15 protein-coding genes, 1 pseudogene and 1 riboswitch are annotated in these 17,356 nt (G+C 40.4%); of the genes and pseudogenes, 10 read left to right on the top strand and 6 right to left on the bottom strand.

Features of this window, described 5'->3' with window-relative positions:
* The first annotated feature begins 77 nt into the window (after positions 1-77).
* From JOC94_RS15400 to JOC94_RS15385, 4 genes are all read left to right on the top strand, one after another.
* Positions 78-1,820 carry an ABC transporter ATP-binding protein gene (locus JOC94_RS15400; protein ID WP_077110443.1) on the top strand — a complete coding sequence of 581 codons (1,743 nt, stop codon included), beginning with the start codon at positions 78-80 and terminating at the stop codon, positions 1,818-1,820.
* Positions 1,817-3,565 (top strand): ABC transporter ATP-binding protein, encoded by a 1,749-nt coding sequence (locus tag JOC94_RS15395; protein ID WP_077110444.1) that lies wholly within the window; start codon positions 1,817-1,819, stop codon positions 3,563-3,565. Before JOC94_RS15400 ends, JOC94_RS15395 begins: the two co-directional genes overlap by 4 nt.
* A 345-nt stretch (positions 3,566-3,910) precedes the next feature.
* Positions 3,911-4,309: a MarR family winged helix-turn-helix transcriptional regulator gene (locus tag JOC94_RS15390; protein WP_077110446.1), complete on the top strand. Its 399-nt coding sequence runs from the start codon at positions 3,911-3,913 to the stop codon at positions 4,307-4,309.
* Positions 4,310-4,651 carry a DUF3147 family protein gene (locus tag JOC94_RS15385; RefSeq protein WP_077110448.1) on the top strand — a complete coding sequence of 114 codons (342 nt, stop codon included), beginning with the start codon at positions 4,310-4,312 and terminating at the stop codon, positions 4,649-4,651.
* A 49-nt stretch (positions 4,652-4,700) separates the two neighbouring features.
* Here JOC94_RS15385 and JOC94_RS15380 read toward each other — a convergent pair whose 3' ends face one another.
* Positions 4,701-6,107 (bottom strand): dipeptidase, encoded by a 1,407-nt coding sequence (locus tag JOC94_RS15380; RefSeq protein WP_077110450.1) that lies wholly within the window; start codon positions 6,105-6,107, stop codon positions 4,701-4,703.
* Between the two features lie 150 nt (positions 6,108-6,257).
* On the opposite strand from JOC94_RS15380, the gene JOC94_RS15375 reads away from it, so the two are divergent.
* The 6 genes and pseudogenes from JOC94_RS15375 (at position 6,258) to fosM (ending at position 12,569) form a co-directional block, all read left to right on the top strand.
* A complete protein-coding gene (locus tag JOC94_RS15375; protein ID WP_321189661.1) occupies positions 6,258-6,626 on the top strand; it encodes a hypothetical protein in 369 nt (122 codons plus the stop codon).
* A 143-nt stretch (positions 6,627-6,769) separates the two neighbouring features.
* Entirely contained in the window at positions 6,770-7,021 is a 252-nt protein-coding gene (locus tag JOC94_RS22990; protein WP_236017123.1) for a hypothetical protein, read from the top strand.
* 408 nt (positions 7,022-7,429) lie between these two features.
* Positions 7,430-7,538: riboswitch (SAM riboswitch) on the top strand.
* 167 nt (positions 7,539-7,705) lie between these two features.
* The gene (locus JOC94_RS15365; protein WP_205179796.1) at positions 7,706-8,899 is read left to right on the top strand and encodes an acyl-CoA dehydrogenase family protein; all 1,194 of its coding nucleotides are present in this window, start codon (positions 7,706-7,708) and stop codon (positions 8,897-8,899) included.
* Positions 8,896-10,281, top strand: a complete 1,386-nt coding sequence (locus tag JOC94_RS15360) for an LLM class flavin-dependent oxidoreductase (protein WP_205179794.1) — start codon at positions 8,896-8,898, stop codon at positions 10,279-10,281. Before JOC94_RS15365 ends, JOC94_RS15360 begins: the two co-directional genes overlap by 4 nt.
* A 468-nt stretch (positions 10,282-10,749) precedes the next feature.
* Positions 10,750-11,632 (top strand): annotated as a pseudogene (locus tag JOC94_RS15355) (aminoglycoside 6-adenylyltransferase).
* Between the two features lie 511 nt (positions 11,633-12,143).
* Positions 12,144-12,569, top strand: coding sequence for a FosM family fosfomycin resistance protein (fosM, locus tag JOC94_RS15350; protein ID WP_213089080.1), 426 nt, complete (start codon positions 12,144-12,146; stop codon positions 12,567-12,569).
* A 186-nt stretch (positions 12,570-12,755) separates the two neighbouring features.
* On the opposite strand, the gene JOC94_RS15345 is transcribed toward fosM, so the two are convergent.
* The 5 genes from JOC94_RS15345 to JOC94_RS15325 all read right to left on the bottom strand — a co-directional run bounded on the left by JOC94_RS15345 (position 12,756) and on the right by JOC94_RS15325 (position 17,245).
* Positions 12,756-13,949: a chromate transporter gene (locus tag JOC94_RS15345; RefSeq protein ID WP_205179792.1), complete on the bottom strand. Its 1,194-nt coding sequence runs from the start codon at positions 13,947-13,949 to the stop codon at positions 12,756-12,758.
* 700 nt (positions 13,950-14,649) lie between these two features.
* A complete protein-coding gene (locus JOC94_RS15340) occupies positions 14,650-15,147 on the bottom strand; it encodes a hypothetical protein (RefSeq protein WP_077110462.1) in 498 nt (165 codons plus the stop codon).
* 12 nt (positions 15,148-15,159) lie between these two features.
* Positions 15,160-15,810 (bottom strand): ATP-binding cassette domain-containing protein, encoded by a 651-nt coding sequence (locus tag JOC94_RS15335; protein ID WP_139345588.1) that lies wholly within the window; start codon positions 15,808-15,810, stop codon positions 15,160-15,162.
* Positions 15,811-15,827: 17 nt separating this feature from the next.
* Positions 15,828-16,595: a hypothetical protein gene (locus JOC94_RS15330; RefSeq protein ID WP_205179790.1), complete on the bottom strand. Its 768-nt coding sequence runs from the start codon at positions 16,593-16,595 to the stop codon at positions 15,828-15,830.
* Complete coding sequence (locus tag JOC94_RS15325; protein WP_205179788.1) at positions 16,592-17,245, bottom strand: hypothetical protein; 654 nt, start codon at positions 17,243-17,245, stop codon at positions 16,592-16,594. Before JOC94_RS15325 ends, JOC94_RS15330 begins: the two co-directional genes overlap by 4 nt.
* Positions 17,246-17,356: the final 111 nt, after the last annotated feature.

The following is a 17,356-nucleotide window of genomic DNA, read 5'->3' as shown; positions in this document are numbered from 1 at the left end:
AAAAAGGTTGAGATATGAAAAGTTGTTGCTTGATAGCGGTTAGCCATAGGTACTGAAACGGAAAGAAGGGTTTATATATGTTTGGTGTATTAGGAAAATTGGGATGGTTCTTTCAACGGTATTGGGTGCAGTATTCGATCGCTATTGTACTCCTCATTATTACGAGTGCACTAGAAGTCATTCCACCGTATTTACTTGGTAACATCATCGACATTTTAACGGCCGGAGAAATGACGAAAGCGATATTGGGTAAATATATGCTGATATTCGCTGTGATCATTATCGGTGGTTACGTTTTGAATTTTGTTTGGGAATATGGGTTATTTGAGGGCGCCATCAATTTGGAAAAGATCATGCGCCGCAAATTAATGCTTCATTTTTTAAGAATGTCTCCGCCTTTTTACGAAAAATACCGAACCGGTGACTTGATGGCACGCGCGACAAATGATTTGAATGCTGTATCTTTAACAGCAGGCTTTGGAATTATGACTCTGATAGACGCCACTATTTATTTGGGTGCGATTATTTTGGCGATGGGTTTCATGATTTCATGGAAATTAACGTTATTTGCAATGCTGCCGGTGCCTGTTATGGCAATATTCATCCAATATTTTGGCCGGCTTATACATGAACGGTATATAGAAGCACAGGATGCGTTTGGGGAAATGAATGACAGCGTTTTGGAATCCGTGGCGGGTGTGCGTGTGATTCGTGCCTATGTGCAAGAGAAAAACGATGAAACAAGATTTGGCGATATGAGTGAAAAGGTATACGAAAAAAATATGCAAGCCGCCAAAATCAATGCCTTATTCGGTCCCATAACGAGGTTGGGAACAGGGGTCAGCTATATCATTTCGCTTGGATACGGTGCATTCTTAATAGCAAATGGTGAAATGACGGTTGGGCAGCTTGTCACATTTAACGTATATTTGGGGCTTGCCGTGTGGCCTATATTCGCCTTCGCCGAATTGGTCAATGTGATGCAACAAGGAAATGCTTCGCTTGATCGTGTGAACGCCATCCTTGACTATAAAGCAGACATTCAAAATCGGAGAAATCCTATACGGGTGACGGAACCCCATACGATTCGTTTTGATGAGTTGGCGTTTCAGTATCCGACGAGCCAAGTGAAAAATTTGCAGGAAATTACCATGTCTCTAAAAAAAGGAGAGACACTTGGCATTGTCGGAAAAACAGGTGCCGGGAAAACAACTTTACTCAGGCAGCTGCTGCGGGAATATCCTTTTGGCGATGGACAATTATCAATTAATGGAGTAGAGATAACGGCACAACGAAAAGAGCAGATTCTGGATTGGATCGGGTATGTGCCGCAGGATCATGTGTTGTTTTCACGCACTATCCGGGAAAATATTTTATTCGGCAAAGAAGATGCAACAGAAGCCGATTTGCAAAAAGCTATTCGTCTAGCTTCCTTTGAAAAGGATTTGGAACAGCTTCCGATGGGTCTTGAAACGCTTGTAGGAGAAAAAGGGATTTCGTTGTCAGGGGGGCAAAAGCAGCGTGTGTCTATTGCTCGCGCCTTGATTAAAGATCCGGAAATATTGATTCTCGATGATTCGCTTTCGGCTGTTGATGCCAATACAGAAGCTGGCATTATCAAAAACATTCAAAATGAACGCAAAGGCAAGACAACCATCATTACGACACATCGTCTATCAAGCATACAACATGCCAATCATATTATCGTCCTTGATGAAGGGCGGATCATCGAGCAAGGGTCTCATGATGAGTTGATTCAGCAAGAAGGCTGGTATCAAGATCAATTTGTCCGCCAGCAGCTGGAAGGAGGCGGCTCATGAGTACGAGTAAACGATTGACAACATATGCCATGCAATATAAGCGACCTATTTTTCTGGGGCTGCTTTTCTTGACGGCAGCCGTTTTTACAGAACTGTCCGGCCCATTTATCGCAAAGTATATCATTGATGAACATATGATGATGGGAACCATTGCCATAGAGCCGATTGCTTGGCTGCTTTGTCTCTATTTGCTATTGTCTATCGCCACAGCGGTTTTGCGTTACTTTATGTTTGTTTTTTTGCAAATGGGAGCCAATCGTGTTGTACAAAAGCTGCGTCAAGATGTGTTTGGGCATATGCAAACATTGCCGATTCAATATTTTGATCATCTTCCTGCCGGTAAAATCGTGGCGCGTGTGACAAATGACACAGAGGCAGTCAGAAACTTATATGTCCAGGTTCTTTCCAATTTTGTGACAGGGCTCATTTCGATCGCCGGTGTGTATGTGGCCTTGTTTATTTTAAATTGGAAAATGGCGTTGATTGCTTTGACATTGGTCCCGGTCATCTACCTATGGATGATTTTATACAGAAGATATGCTGCTGGATATAACAAGGTGATTCGTTCAAAAATTGCCGATCTGAATGCGATGATGAATGAATCTATACAAGGAATGGCCATTATCCAAGCCTTTCGGCGAGAAAAACAAATGACAAGCGAATTTGATGAGATGAACGAGGAACATTATGCGTATCAGCGAAAATTATTGGTTTTGGATTCGGCTACGTCTTTTAACTTGGTAGGTGCGATCCGTTTGCTCATGTTTGCGATTTTCATTTTTTACTTTGGAACTCAATCAATTACGACAGGGGCAGTCGTCACGGCAGGCACTTTATATGCTTTTGTGGATTATTTAACAAAGTTATTTAATCCCATTACGAATATCGTCAATCAATTCTCACAGCTTGAACGCTCCCTCGTTGCCGCAAGCCGTGTATTTGAAGTATTGGACATAAACGGGGAAGAAGTCTCGCGGGAAACCGTGCCAAGATACGAAGGGCGTGTCACTTTTAAAGATGTTTCATTTGCATATAAAGACGATGAATACGTTTTGAAAAATATTTCTTTCGAAGCAGACCGTGGCGAAACTGTGGCATTTGTGGGCCATACAGGATCCGGAAAAAGTTCGATTATGAATCTGTTGCTTCGTTTTTACGATCCGTCGAAAGGGAAAATTAGTATTGACGGGATAGACATCACAACAGTCCCGAGACAGGCGATACGGAAGCATATGGCTATTGTTTTGCAAGATCCATACTTATTTACAGGGACTGTATACTCTAATATCAGCTTACATGACCCGCGAATCACTCGGGAAAAAGCGGCAGAAGCGTTGAGAGCAGTCGGCGGCGAACGTGTACTTGGCCATCTAAAAAAAGGGCTGGATGAACCAGTGGTGGAAAAAGGAAGTACGCTATCTTCCGGGCAGCGCCAACTCATTTCATTTGCCCGGGCGCTTGCTTTTGATCCGGCGATTTTAATATTGGATGAGGCAACATCCAATATTGATACGGAGACAGAAGAAGTCATCCAACACGCGATGGAAGTTCTAAAGAAAGGACGGACAACATTCATGATTGCCCACCGTCTTTCCACCATTAAAAATGCCGACCGTATTCTTGTGTTGGAACGTGGCAGCATGAAAGAACAGGGAACGCACGAGGAACTACTGAGGTTGGGCGGTATTTACAATCAAATGTATCAAATGCAGGCGAAATCGCTGAAAGGAAAAATAAGTGTGTAAATGAGATTACTTTGGTCGTTTAACCATCAGATTCTAATAACTGTTTCTTCCAAGAAACATAACATTGAAGAGCGCTGAAGCAAGCTTAACTAAAGCGAACGTTTGAATGCCTCCATGACCTATCATAAAGCGGACTGATATTGACAGTAAAAAGTTCAATTTAGCCTAAATGCATGAAATATAAAGCCCAAGATTGTTGATTTTACAGCATTCTTGGGTTTGTTTTTAAAATTATTACTTTTAGGATATCCTCTTTTTCTTTCTAATATAAGGAAAACATGCACTTCATTTATATCGATAAATACGATATAATCTGAATGAGCGATATAGTGAGGAGGGTTTTGTATGTTGGAAGAACTAAACCGATACTTTACCGATATTTATTTCCATTTACATGCTGCGCATGAAGAAACGATTTCTCACCAAAGTATTCGGATTTTACAATTCGCGCAGAAAAAGCAATCCGTCATGATTCGTGATATTGCCGAGTATTTATCGATATCACATAATACAGCTTCTGAACATGTCAAAAAATTAGTAAGCAATGGCTGGTTGTATAAAGAGAGAGCGGAGCAAGATCAGCGAAAGGTATACATACATTTAACAGATCGCGGTTCTTCCATATTAAAAAAGAATACAGAATTGGATGAGGTAAAACTTCAGGCTGCGCTAAGCCGCTTATCCGTCTTTGAAAGAAAAAAGGTGGTTGAAGCATTTCGGATATTAAGCGAGGTCTCAAAATAAATGTTTTTCGTGATAAAAATAATCAGTTCGGCAGTTATTATCGGCATTGTAACAGAGCTGGCTAGACGATTCCCGTTATACGGCGGAATGCTTGCTGCCCTTCCCTTAATCAGTCTGTTAAGTATCATTTGGTTGAAAATCGAAGGGGAGTCTCTTCAGGGCATTTCCAAGTTTACTCTTGGGGTTCTAGCAGGTTTTCCGGCGACAATTATAATGTTATGCGTGGTATTTGGTCTCTTAAAGCAGTCCCTTCATTTAGGTATAGCAATTGGGGTGGGAATGATTGCTTGGGCGCTATGTTTAATCGTTCAAGATTTTATTGTAAAAGGGTTTATTTCATAAGCTTTTTAAAAAAGAACAGGATGGCGTAAATCACCCTGTTCTTTGACTTTTAATCATTTATATAAAAGATCCTTGTTTCCCTTGTGACTTTGCCAGCCTTGTTTGCTGCTTCAAAGGTCACAACGTGGAATCTTTCTTTCAAAGCCTCATGTAGCTGCAGTGACATGGTAGAATGTTGCCGATCAAAAACAGGTTTGTAAGGAATACCGTCAACAATAACGCGAAAGCTGCTTTCATCTGCTTTGGCCCCTTTTTCTGCTGTCACTTTTGCAGAAAGAAGCGGTGTTCTCTCCTGGATGATTTCACCCATTTCGTATTCTGGTGTAATGGTAAGCCCTCTCCCAACTTTTGCGGGGTCATGATCGGCAGTTTTTTCTACTACCTTTAACACACGAAGCATATTTTTGCCAAGAATTTTTTCTATGTCTTGCTTCGTATAACCTCTTTTTACTAATTCCTCTGTTAGCTTTGGCAGTTGGGATGAATCTTGGAGGTCTTCCGGCAGAGAAGCACCGTCAAAATCAGATCCAAGACCGACATGATCCACTCCGATTACATTCACGACATGATCAATATGATCAACGATATCTTTTACATAAGCCTGCGAATTGTTGGTCAAAAATACCGGATAAAATACGATATTAATGACTCCGCCATTTTTTTTCAACGCCCGTAATTGATGATCCGAAAGGTTCCGCTGGTGATCTTTTAATGCTTTCACACCCGAATGAGAGGCGATTATAGGCGCTTTGGAAACTTTGATGACATCCCAGAAAGTACTTTCAGCCATATGGGAAACATCAATCAACATCCCTAAGCGGTTCATTTCCCGGGCAACGTCCGACCCGAGTTCTGTTAGTCCTCCTTCGGAGGGCGTTTTGTCCGGATCATTGTATTCCCTGTTGGCTCCTTCACCCAAATCATTGGAATAATTCCATGTAAATCCGATCGCTTTGATACCCAAATCATCATATTGACGCAAAAGTTCGATCGCATTATTCTTATCCATGGAATAAGCGCCCTCTATCGTTGGGACGGCTGCGATGTTGTTATCGCGAACCGCTTTCATGATTTCTTTATACGTTGAAGAAATTTGAAATGTGTCCGGATTGTTTTTCTCCGTCCAATACAATGCATTGATCAGGGCGAGCGTTCTGCTGATACTGCGAGGAGTGTTATTGTAATAGCCGGATGTATATGCCGCAAAAAATGGAACATGGAGGCCTCCTGTCTGAAGCTTTGGTATATCTACCTCAAAAGGTGTATTCTGTCCAATATTCACGCTCGGAAGCCATGTTTCCGGGTCGATGACCTTACTCATTGTATCGCTATGGCCATCAGTAATGATAGAATCAAAATGAATATCGTGCGGTGAATCGGACTTCGCCAAAGCTACGGGAGCCTGAAAGAGGACAAGAAGAACTGTTGCTACGAGGTAAAGCAGCTTTTTTTTCAAAATAAACCCTCCTTTTAAGAATTATTCTACTATTCTAAAATATATATGGGAATAGGACGAAGGATTGGTTTTAGAGCGCCAAAAAAGCCTGGCGGGTCAAAAGGAACCTTTCTAATGATTATTCGTAGAAATAGATAAAGATTCGAAAGGGTGATTGCTTTGCTATGTGGATGTGATCATGGAAAAACAACTGAATTAAAAATAGAAGGAGATATAGGCGCAGATCCGGTATGGTGCCATCATTGTGGGATGAATTTGGAGTTAACAAAGATCCCGATTTCGCAAGAATTGGCCGGGCAACTGTCGGATTGGTGCGCCACTTATGGAGAATGGATTGACTGGGAGAAGGACCGTTTGAAGTGTAATGGTATCGAGCTTGAGGAAGCGCATAATCGAAAAGGGGCTTTATTAACAGAAAAAGTGAAACAGGAAGTCGGTAATGAGTATGTAGTCATATTTTCACCATCAACAAGTGCGCAGCTGTACAAAAGTATCATGGGCGGGCAGCGTGAAACATAAATGGTCGTGAACGATGCTTGAAAGCATAGCCGGCCACGGCTTCCGAATCAGGTTGTCCAGGTGTCATTGCATACATTTTATTCAAATAGTTTCAATAAGTTTATGAAGAATGGATCAGATGAAAATAACGGGGTTTTGAGGAATTGAAAAGAAAGATTCACCGATCGGAAAAAGTGCTTATAACGGGATCGGGTTTCATATTACTTTTTATGATATTTCATGACTGGTTGCCACTCGGGCCACTCAATGATGTTCAAGCAGTTGCCGCGACTCATTCTACTGGAGAGTTGGTGATCATTACTTTATTCTGGACAGCCCAAATTATGCTGCTTATGGGAATCATATTATGTTTCATCGGCAAAACATATCCTTTTTCTGGGCCAAGTTATGGCTGATGATCCAGCGATCGCTGATCATGGCGGGGGTTCTCCTAGATTGGTGGATTCCTTATTTTTTTGGAATAGGTTCGGCAGATAGAGTAGAAAGCTATCAAGTCATGTTTGGTGAGACACATACTTTTTTGCCTGTTATGAATGGATCGTTCCTAATACCATCCATGTACTTTTTAACTCGACGTTGCTGATTTGTCTTATTTTGACTGTGTAAATCAGCTTTACCAATCAGAATAAATCGGCCATTCAAGCCGCACGCTACATACACAAGCAATAAGCCTTCAGTGCTGGTCCATCCTGTTATTTTGTTCGCGATTGTCAGACCAATGAGGATAGATGTTATTCTTCATTTCAAAAAGTGTTGACTATTTTTGAAATATTGATTATACTCTACACAAGTTAATAATTATTTTCTTATCGAGAGAGATGGAGGGACTGACCCGATGATATCTCAGCAACCAGCAATACGATTGCCCGGTGCTAATTTCAGAAGAATACGGAAGTATTCTAAAGATGAGAATGGATGGAAAAACATGCCCTTCTCTCATCTTTTTTGAGGAAGGGCTTTTTCAATTGAAAAATAGGATTTGGCCTACTAGTCAACTAGCGGCTCTCACTTTAAGGATTCCCTTAGTGAGAGCTTTTTTAATGGGCTAAACCAATATGTAGGAAAAGGGGATAGTTGGTATGGCACTTCATGTTCAAAAGAAAGAAACATATGGCGCAATTAGAGAACAATTAAGTGAAATCATTGATCGTGTTATTCGACCAAATGCTGATCGTCTCGATCGGGAAGGGGCTTTTCCGCTTGAAAATTTGAAAGTGCTGGGCCAAGAAGGTTGGAGCAGTATTTTTCTTCCAAAAGAGCTGGGCGGATTGGAGCTTGATTATGAGGCATTTGGCCTCGTTGTTCAAGAAATTGCACAAGCATGTCCATCTACCGCACTCGTCTATACGATGAACGTTGGAGCGGCCGCTATTATTTATCATTATGGCAACGAAGATCAATGGCATCGTTGGTTGAAGCCATTGCGTAAAGGAAAGTTCGGGACGATTGCCAATAGTGAAAGGGCATCAGGCGGCCAATACTGGCTCAGTCATAGCAGGGCCGAATGTAAGGGGGATGGGTATCTGCTGAATGTGGAAAAATCTTTTGTCACCAGCAGTGGTTATGCTGATTTTTATGTGTTGCTAACGAGGTCTCCTCATGCGGAAGTGTCTTATGACCTTTGTTACTTTATTGTGGATGCGAAACAGGATGGAATTGAAGCGGGTGTGTGGGATGCGCTTGGTGTGCGTGGAAATCATAGTTCTCCCGTTCGTTTTGATCAAATTTTTGTGCATAACCGTGACCGGATCGGTGAAGAAGGCACTGGAAAAACAATAGTCGAGAATAGCCATGTCTATTTATTTGGTTTGGGTGCCGCTTGGGTGGGCACAGCCATTGGCATTTTTCATGAGGCTGCTGCGCATGCGAAAAAATCTTCGGCAAAATATCAAACGATAAGAAATCAGCTTGCCTCGGCAAAGATATTGATCAACAGTTTATCCGCTTGGCAAAAGGATATTGCCGCCCGATTGAATGAATGGATTCAATTAGGCGCACCTCTTCCGAATGAATTACGGACATTGTTGTATCAGTTTAAAGTCCATGCTTCCGAGACGGCCAATCAAGTTGCGCAAATCTCCATGGATGTAGCCGGCGGATTTGGATATAAAAAAGGAACGTTGGAACGTCTATACCGGGATTCGCGTGCGGGCATTGTGATGGGCCCTTCTAACAATCTGGCAAAAGAATTAATCGGCAAGCAAATTGTCGGAGTGGAAACATCCCTTTGGCCTGAATATAACAATCAACAGCAAGGAGAGCGTAGAAAATGACCAGTAAAAAAATGTTATTAAATGCTTTTGTCATGAACTGCCCGGGAAATCAGTCTCCTGGATTGTGGCGGCATCCAGATGATCAATCCCATCGTTATACTGATTTGGAACAGTGGATAGAGTTGGCGAAAACGTTGGAAAAAGCCAAATTTGATGCTGTTTTTATAGCGGATGTGCTCGGTCACTATGATGTCTACGAAGGAACCAAGGATGCGGCGCTTCGGCAAGCCGTGCAATCACCCATCAATGACCCGCTTTTGATTATACCGGCCATGGCATCTGTCACAGAATATCTTGGATTTGGCGTAACCGCTTCGGTGACACATGAGAACCCGTATCCATTTGCCCGCCGGATGTCGACTTTGGATCATTTGACAAAAGGAAGAGTCGGCTGGAATATTGTCACTTCTTATTTGAAGAGTGCTTCATTGAACATTGGCTTGAAGAAACAGATTAAACATGATGAACGCTATGATATTGCCGAGGAATATTTGGAAGTATGTTACAAGTTATGGGAAGGCAGTTGGGAAGATGATGCTGTTGTAAGGGATAGGGAAAGAAAAATGTTTGTCGATCCAGCCAAGGTTCATGATATCGATCATGATGGCCGTTACTTTCATATACCCGGCGCCCATTTATGTGAACCGTCACCACAGCGAACTCCCGTCATTTATCAGGCAGGCTTATCTCCGAGAGGAAGTGCCTTCGCCGCCAAGCATGCGGAAGGAGTATATATATCAGCTCCCGTCATTTCGATCGCCAAAAAATATGTTAATACGATTCGGAAGCAAGCGGAGCATTATGGAAGAAAAGGTGATGAGATCAAAATATTTAGCTTGTTTACGCCCATTGTTGGCAAAACACAAGTGGAAGCGGAAGCTAAATACAAAGATTATAAAAATCACATTAGCCGGGAAGGGGCATTGAGTTTATTCAGCGGCTGGACCGGTATAGATCTTTCACAATACGATCCCGACGAACATCTGCAATTCATTGAAAATGACGCAATGCGTTCCAGGGTGGAGATTTTTACGAAAGCGGATCCTGATAAGCAATGGACTATAAATGAAATTGCTGAATTTGTAGGTATTGGCGGAATTGGTCCCGTTGTTGCAGGAACACCGGAAACGATTGCCGATGAGATGGAAAAGTGGGTGAATGAGGCTGGTGTGGATGGCTTTAATATCACATACACCGTCATGCCTGGTTCTTTCGAGGAATTTTCAGAGCTTGTTATACCTGTGTTGCAAGAGCGAGGATTGGTAAAAAAAGAATACGAACAGAAAACATTGCGCGGCCATTTATTTGGCTTTGACCAGTTGGCAAATCATCATCCGGGAAAACAATACTCATGGAAACACTTGTCCACACATCGCTCTTAAGGAAGTTGACTGGACGACTGGAGCCTCTTATGAAAACGAGTAAGGGGCTTTTTCTATTGTGACTTTATTCAATGATGAAGAGGCGGAAAATTGAATGAAACAATGAAGCATATATTTCATGTTTTTTTCTCGCATCATATAGGTGGGGAAAAACAAGAAATCAATATAGGAGCAACTACTGTAGATTCAAATAAATTTTACTGTTTAAAAAAGTTGCGCCGATTTGAAAAAGTTACTCATTGATAAAAAAGAAGGGGTTTCGGCTTACCTTATGGAACTAACAGGATAGCAGAGTGAATCTGCGAATAAATGTGGAAATGGCTGATGAAAAAAAGCTGGCTCCAAATAGGGAGGAAGGTTAGAGGAAAAAAATGTTAAATAAATGATAGTTTGGTTTATATCATCCACGAGCCCCTCCATTTTGAATTTTCCATGTAAAGCCAACTATATATATCGGAGGGAAATGAAATGAGAAATGAACAAGAAATGATGGGGCTTATCATAAACAACGCCAAAGAAGATCAACGTATTCCGGCCGTCTATATGAACGGTTCAAGAACAAATCCGAATGTGCCAAAGGATATTTTCCAGGATTACGATGTTGTTTATGTTGTGACAGAAACAGTATCTTTTGTAAAAGATAAGACATGGGTAAATGCTTTTGGGGATTTAATCATGATGCAAGAACCTGACAAAAATGATTTCGGCGAGGAAATAGATTTTGATTTTACGAGCTCTTACGGATTTTTAATGCTCTTTACAGATGGAAATCGCATAGATCTCCGCATCCAAACAAAAGAAGTTGTATTTGAAGAGTATGGAAAAGAGTAAGCTCACTCTTCCCTTATTGGATAAAGATCATCTTTTACCGGCAATCCCTTACCCCACTGATATAGATTACCATGTCAAAAAGCCATCCCAAGGTGAATACGATAGTTATACAAACAATTTTTGGTGGTGTTTACAAAACGTTGCAAAAGGAATTTGGCGTGATGAGCTTCCGTATGCAAAGCATATGTTTGAATATACGATAAGAGAATCTTTGGATAAAATGGTTACTTGGTGGATTGGGACACAAGAAGATTTTCAAGTTTCAACAGGTAAATTTGGTACATATTTTAAAATATACCTTCCAGAATCATATTGGGAAATGTACCAAAAAACGTATGCTGATTCTGAATATACAAATATGTGGGAATCAATATTTGTTACTTGTGAATTGTTTAGAATCTTATCTAAAGATGTCGCTAAACACTTTCAATTCACTTATCCAATGAATGATGATAGAAACATGATTCAATATCTTAAACATGTTAGAGATTTACCTTCTGACGCAAAAGAAATATTTTAAGAAAACGGACGCACCCTGTTAAGCTGATGGGGTGCTTGCTCAATGAACGGGCGCTTACCATATCTCATGATCCGATTTTTGAGTGCTTGCTCAATATTGAATCGGCGCTTTGCCGACAAGGATGTCAAAAATGCTCACACTTTTTTATAAAGTGAAACATCATTCAGTAGGCGTTTTCTTCCCTCTCCTACTGAATGTTAGTTGAACCAATCGGGCATGTAGGTGCCGTTTTCTCCCGCTTAGACCTTTTGTATTCACTCAAGATTTTGAAGTGGTGTATATGGCACCTTACATGCGGGATAAATAAGTAATGTGTTACAATCATTAGAGCAGATTTGAACAATCTTGTCCTATTTTTCAAACAAGTTATTAGGAATTTGAATCAAACTTACTTCTAAAGCTACAGCTATATGGAATTGATTTTTTGCGGTAACTGGGTTTTGTCCCATTTCCGGAGGTGCAATTCTGGCCGATAAAACGATCTATAGTAGAGATCATGTTTGGGGGGATAATGGTGTCCATCAAAGGTCTTAATCATTTGTTATTTTCTGTTTCTGATCTGGAAAGAGCGATTACGTTTTACCAAAATGTATTTAACGCCCGATTGCTTGTTAAGGGCAGAACGACAGCCTACTTTGATTTGAACGGCATGTGGCTTGCGTTAAATGAAGAAAAAGATATACCCCGCAATGAAATAAGCCAATCTTATACACATATCGCTTTTTCCATTGATGAAACGGAATTTGAAAAAATGTATAAGAAACTGCAAAAGTTGCATGTCAACATATTACCAAGCCGTCCAAGGGATGAAAGGGATAAAAAGTCGATCTATTTTACCGACCCTGATGGACATAAATTTGAGTTTCACACTGGTACGCTGCAAGATAGATTGGATTATTATCGTGAAACCAAATCACATGTGACGTTTTTTGAATAAGCGAGATCGAAAAAGCCGGCTCTCCCTTTACGGGGCAGCCGGCTTATTTTATAAAGTGAAACTTCATTCAGTAGGCGTTTTCTACCATCTCCTACTGACTGTTAGTTGAACGAATCGGGCATGTAGGTGTCGTTTTCTCCCGCTTAGACCTTTTAACTCAAGTCTTGAAGTGGTGTATATGGCACCTTACATGCGGGATAAAAGGGAGATGATGAACCCGCCCGCAGCACCGGTAAAGACGACCAGCCATGGCGGCCATTTCCAATAAACAAGCATACTGAATAAGATGGCGGCGAGAGAAAAGTCCAATGGCGATGAAATGGAACTGGTCCAGATCGGATGATAGAGCGCGGCAATTAAAATGCCGACAACTGAAGCGTTCACTCCCATAAGGGCACTCGCCACTTTCGGGTTACCACGCAGAACATCCCAAAAAGGGAGAACGCCTAAAATGAGCAGAAAAGCAGGCAAAAAAATGGCCGCTGTTCCCAACAATCCCCCTGGCCACCCACCAACCACAGTGCCAATATAGGCGGCAAAAGTAAAGAGGGGGCCCGGCACAGCCTGTGCCACTCCGTATCCGGCCAAAAATTGCTGCTCATTCAACCAGCCGCCGGGAACGAATTCACGTTCCAATAACGGCAAAACAACATGTCCTCCGCCAAATACGAGGGAACCAGAACGGTAAAAGCTGTCAAAAAGAGCAATCCAATCGGCAGTGCTCCACCCTCTTAACAGCGGTAGCAGGACAAGCAATCCAAAGAAAAGGGATAAACATATAAATCCAGTAGTTCGGGAAACGGGGAATTTGCTTGTGACCGCTTTTTCCAATTCTGTTTTTTGACCGTACAAGATCAATCCGATGATGCTTGCCGCCAGGATGACACCTACTTGTGTATAGGTGGCGGGCCATACAAGCGTCACGATAAGTGCAAATAAGGCAATCGATTTTCTTTTCGCATCCGGAGTCAAGCTTTTGGCCATCCCCATAATCGCGTGGGCGACAACGGCTACGGCCACGATTTTGAGACCCCTGATCCAACCGGTCTCGTCTACTTGAAATGTATGTAAAAGGGAAGCGAAAATCATGAGCACGATAACGGAGGGAAGCGTAAAGCCGATAAAAGAAACGATTCCGCCCAAGATACCGCCACGCATGACCCCAATTCCAATGCCAACTTGACTGCTGGCAGGTCCGGGTAAAAATTGGCACAAGGCAACCAAATCCGCATAACTTTTTTCGTCCATCCACTTTCTTCTGCGAACGTACTCTTCATGAAAATAACCTAGATGAGCAACTGGACCGCCAAAAGAAGTGAGCCCTAACCTTGTGGAAACGAGTAAAATTTCCCACAGTCGTTTTAACAGATGCTGATTCATGTAAACCACCTTCTTTCAGCTAAAGAAAAAACATCGGTAGGATGAAGCATGGTCAATTCGGTGTTCGAAATGTGATGGGTTGACATTGAAAACCTCCAAATCGTTACTTTTTAAAAGTATTATAGCATCGGGAAGGAGTCCTGATGCTTAAGAAAATCCATTTTTACAAAAACGTAACAACCGTTTGTTGATGGAAAGAGGGGAAAATGCCCTCTTTCAGCGTTTCTGAAATGACAAGTTCAACAGTCTTCCTTATCATAACATTTCAAAAACGGATAAACATTCCTTTTCTTATTTTCGGCCATCTGAAACGTGGGACATGCTTGACCATCGCTTTGAAAATGATTCCCCATTGGTGCTCTGATAAACTGCCAACTGGAATAGCACTGTTTATGCGCATATTTCTCTTTAAGTGTTTCAGTTGGGGGACGGTAAATATTCCTCTTGTTCTATAAATTGTCCAGCTGTTCTTTTTTTTATTTCGGCATAGTGAATCGTTATCCGTAAACTTTTTGGGCCCGGTCCACCTGGTAATATCGCCCCCTGTTTGCTCATAGGAATCAATTAAAGAGGAAAAGAATAAGCAGGAAAAAGCAGTATAGTAAGCAATGATATAATACGATTTTGTTAGTAGTGCATGATCCTTACTAAGAAATGAGCCTCCAAACCTAGAAATTGTTTTGGAGGCCCTCATTGTCTATTATATTTCAAATTCTACGAGATCTCGTTTATCTTCATTCCATACCCCTGGAGGAACAGCTAAATAAATCTTTTCATTTGAATGAAGAATGTTCTTGGGAACAACAAATTTTAAAACATAATCTGTTTCACTATCTTTTTGTATTAACTCTCTACTTGCATAAGTCACATAGATTCCTTTATTTAATTGGAATTCACTCATCATAAGTCTGTCATCTGAACTTCCATTATTTTCAACATTCAGTTCAACTGCCAAAATAGTATCCGAATCTTCCATATAAAATGTAGGATCCATTTCTTTTTGTAACTTTATTTCCTCTTCCGTCATTTCATAAGCCTTCTTCACCATGATGGTAAATTCTTTTACTTGAAAGGGTTCTTTTAATGGGTGAAGAGTATCCTTAAATGCAAAAGCATTTGTATTCACTTGAGAAATTCGGATGATGCTAGTCGCTATAACAACAAGCAGCATGATTAATAAAAGTATTTTTTTATTCATGTAGACGGCCCCCTAATGTACCATTGAGCTTTGCTTAGACAAAGCCCCATTCTCCATTTCATATATCTCATCTGATAAATGGAGAATTTCTTGATCATTATGGCTTGCAATCAAAATCGTTTTACCTCGCTCTTTTAATTGGAACATTAGATTTTGGAACATTTTACAACCAGATCGATCTAAAGCATTGGTTGGTTCATCAAAGATAAGCAGATCCGGGTCTTCCATAATGGCTTGCGCTATTCCCAGACGTTGTTTCATCCCTAATGAATATTTCTTTGTTTTAATATCCGCACTTTCTTTCAAACCAACTAGATCAAGCACATTATAAATATCTGAACTTGTAATTTTATGATGGATAGAGGCTAGATACTCTAAGTTTTTAAATCCGGTATATTGTGGAATAAACCCAGGATTTTCCAAAATTATTCCAGTGTTTTTAGGAAAGGAAATATCCTTGCCAACTTTTTCACCATTGATATGTATTTGGCCTTCCGTTAATTTTATAAAGCCGCAAATAGCGCGAAATAGCATGGTTTTCCCAGAGCCGTTGTGTCCTACAAAACCATAGATCTTCCCTTTTTCTAAACTTAGATTTATGTTATTTAGTATTTTCTTTTTGTGAATTACTTTTGTGGCATTTTCTATTACAAGGTAGTTCACCATAAATTCCTTCTTTCCTATTTTCTATAAAGCAAATCCACTTTTTTATAGTAATGGCTCCCTAGCAAGATTAACACTGTGGTGAGTAATAGATGGAAGGTAAATCCTAACATAAATTGAAGTTCACCATCCATAATGGAATAGGCTAAAACATCTGAAATATGCCCCGGGAAAAAGAATGTATTAAAATATAAATTTACAACACATAGAATGACAACTAGAATAATCCCTAGCATAGGTGTGAACATAATCGATAATATAGCTTGCAGCATCAGTAATGTGAAAGTTCCCACTAGGAAAGAAACAGTGAGACCAAGCAGATGATCGGAAAGTTCTATATAAATTATTTGACTTTCAGACCAAGTTGAAACATGAAAGAAAAAACCCATTATTTCTACGAAAACAAAAATAAGCAAGTAATACAGTAAGGTAATTACTGCCAATATAAAAACTTTTGAAAACCATAATAATCTCCTGCTTCTAATACGCAATAATATAAACGGGCCTGATTGGAATAGATCTTCATAAACGTATGTTCCTACTAAAAAGATGGGTAATAATTGAATGGTCAGCCAATTAATATTTGATGTAAGAGGGTTGCCTCCATCGGCCGGGACTTGCAGCATACCATACACGATATCCAATAAAGTTCCATTCTCGCTATTTACAAAGAGTACACCCAGCAACAAAAATAAAACAATTGATATAAAAATGAGCCGGAATTTAATATAGTTCCACAGCGTCCAACATTCTCGGATGATCACCTTTTTAAAAAGCTCCATCATCGATTACCTTTCTTACTTGTAAATAAAAAATCATGACGATTCATCAGCTTTTTACCGATAAATGAAAAACATAAGATGACACTAAAGGTGATTAAAGCATTCCCCAAAATAGAAAAAGGGTTCAAAAAACCCAATTTATCTAACATCAGGTAAGGAGATAATATGCCAAGCTGGCTGGAATAACTATCTATCATGATAATAACCACAAGCAAGACAAATACCAATGGTGTGTTTTTTATCAAAAGCTTCATAACTGCAAAAACAAAGCCAATACAACACAATCCTAATGTCATATAGACTACATAAATCAATAGGACACTAGGGCTTGTATATAGAAAGGATTGAACGGATAAATGTGAGCTGTTTTCAGCTAAAATTGCGGCGAGTTCCCCAGAAGGATCTTGCCAATGGTTTACAAAGCTTTTGATCATCAATCCGCCTAAGATATAGGTCGCCGTTACACTCAGAAAAGAAAAAATAAAGGCTGATAATCCAAAAGCTAACATTTCATTATTCCATAGGGAACTGCGGCTATGTATGCGAATTAAAACAAACTCACTCTTGATCACATTAAAGCTATTTGCAAAGAATAAATAACCTGGAATCATAATAAGGGAAATTGTATCTCCTTGCATCATATCAGCTACCAAATCAAGGGGACCAACCTTTGTATTTGGCAAGTAAAAAATGTATGAAATGGCATTTAAAAATGCATGCCACTTGTCGCCTCCAATTATTGCTGTATTAATGATTCTTTATAA

The organism is Siminovitchia thermophila (assembly GCF_016909185.1).
Taxonomy (GTDB): Bacteria; Bacillota; Bacilli; order Bacillales; family Bacillaceae_C; genus Siminovitchia; species Siminovitchia thermophila.
The sequence above is the reverse complement of the archived record's forward strand: the minus strand, read 5'-3'. Positions and strand labels throughout refer to the sequence as shown.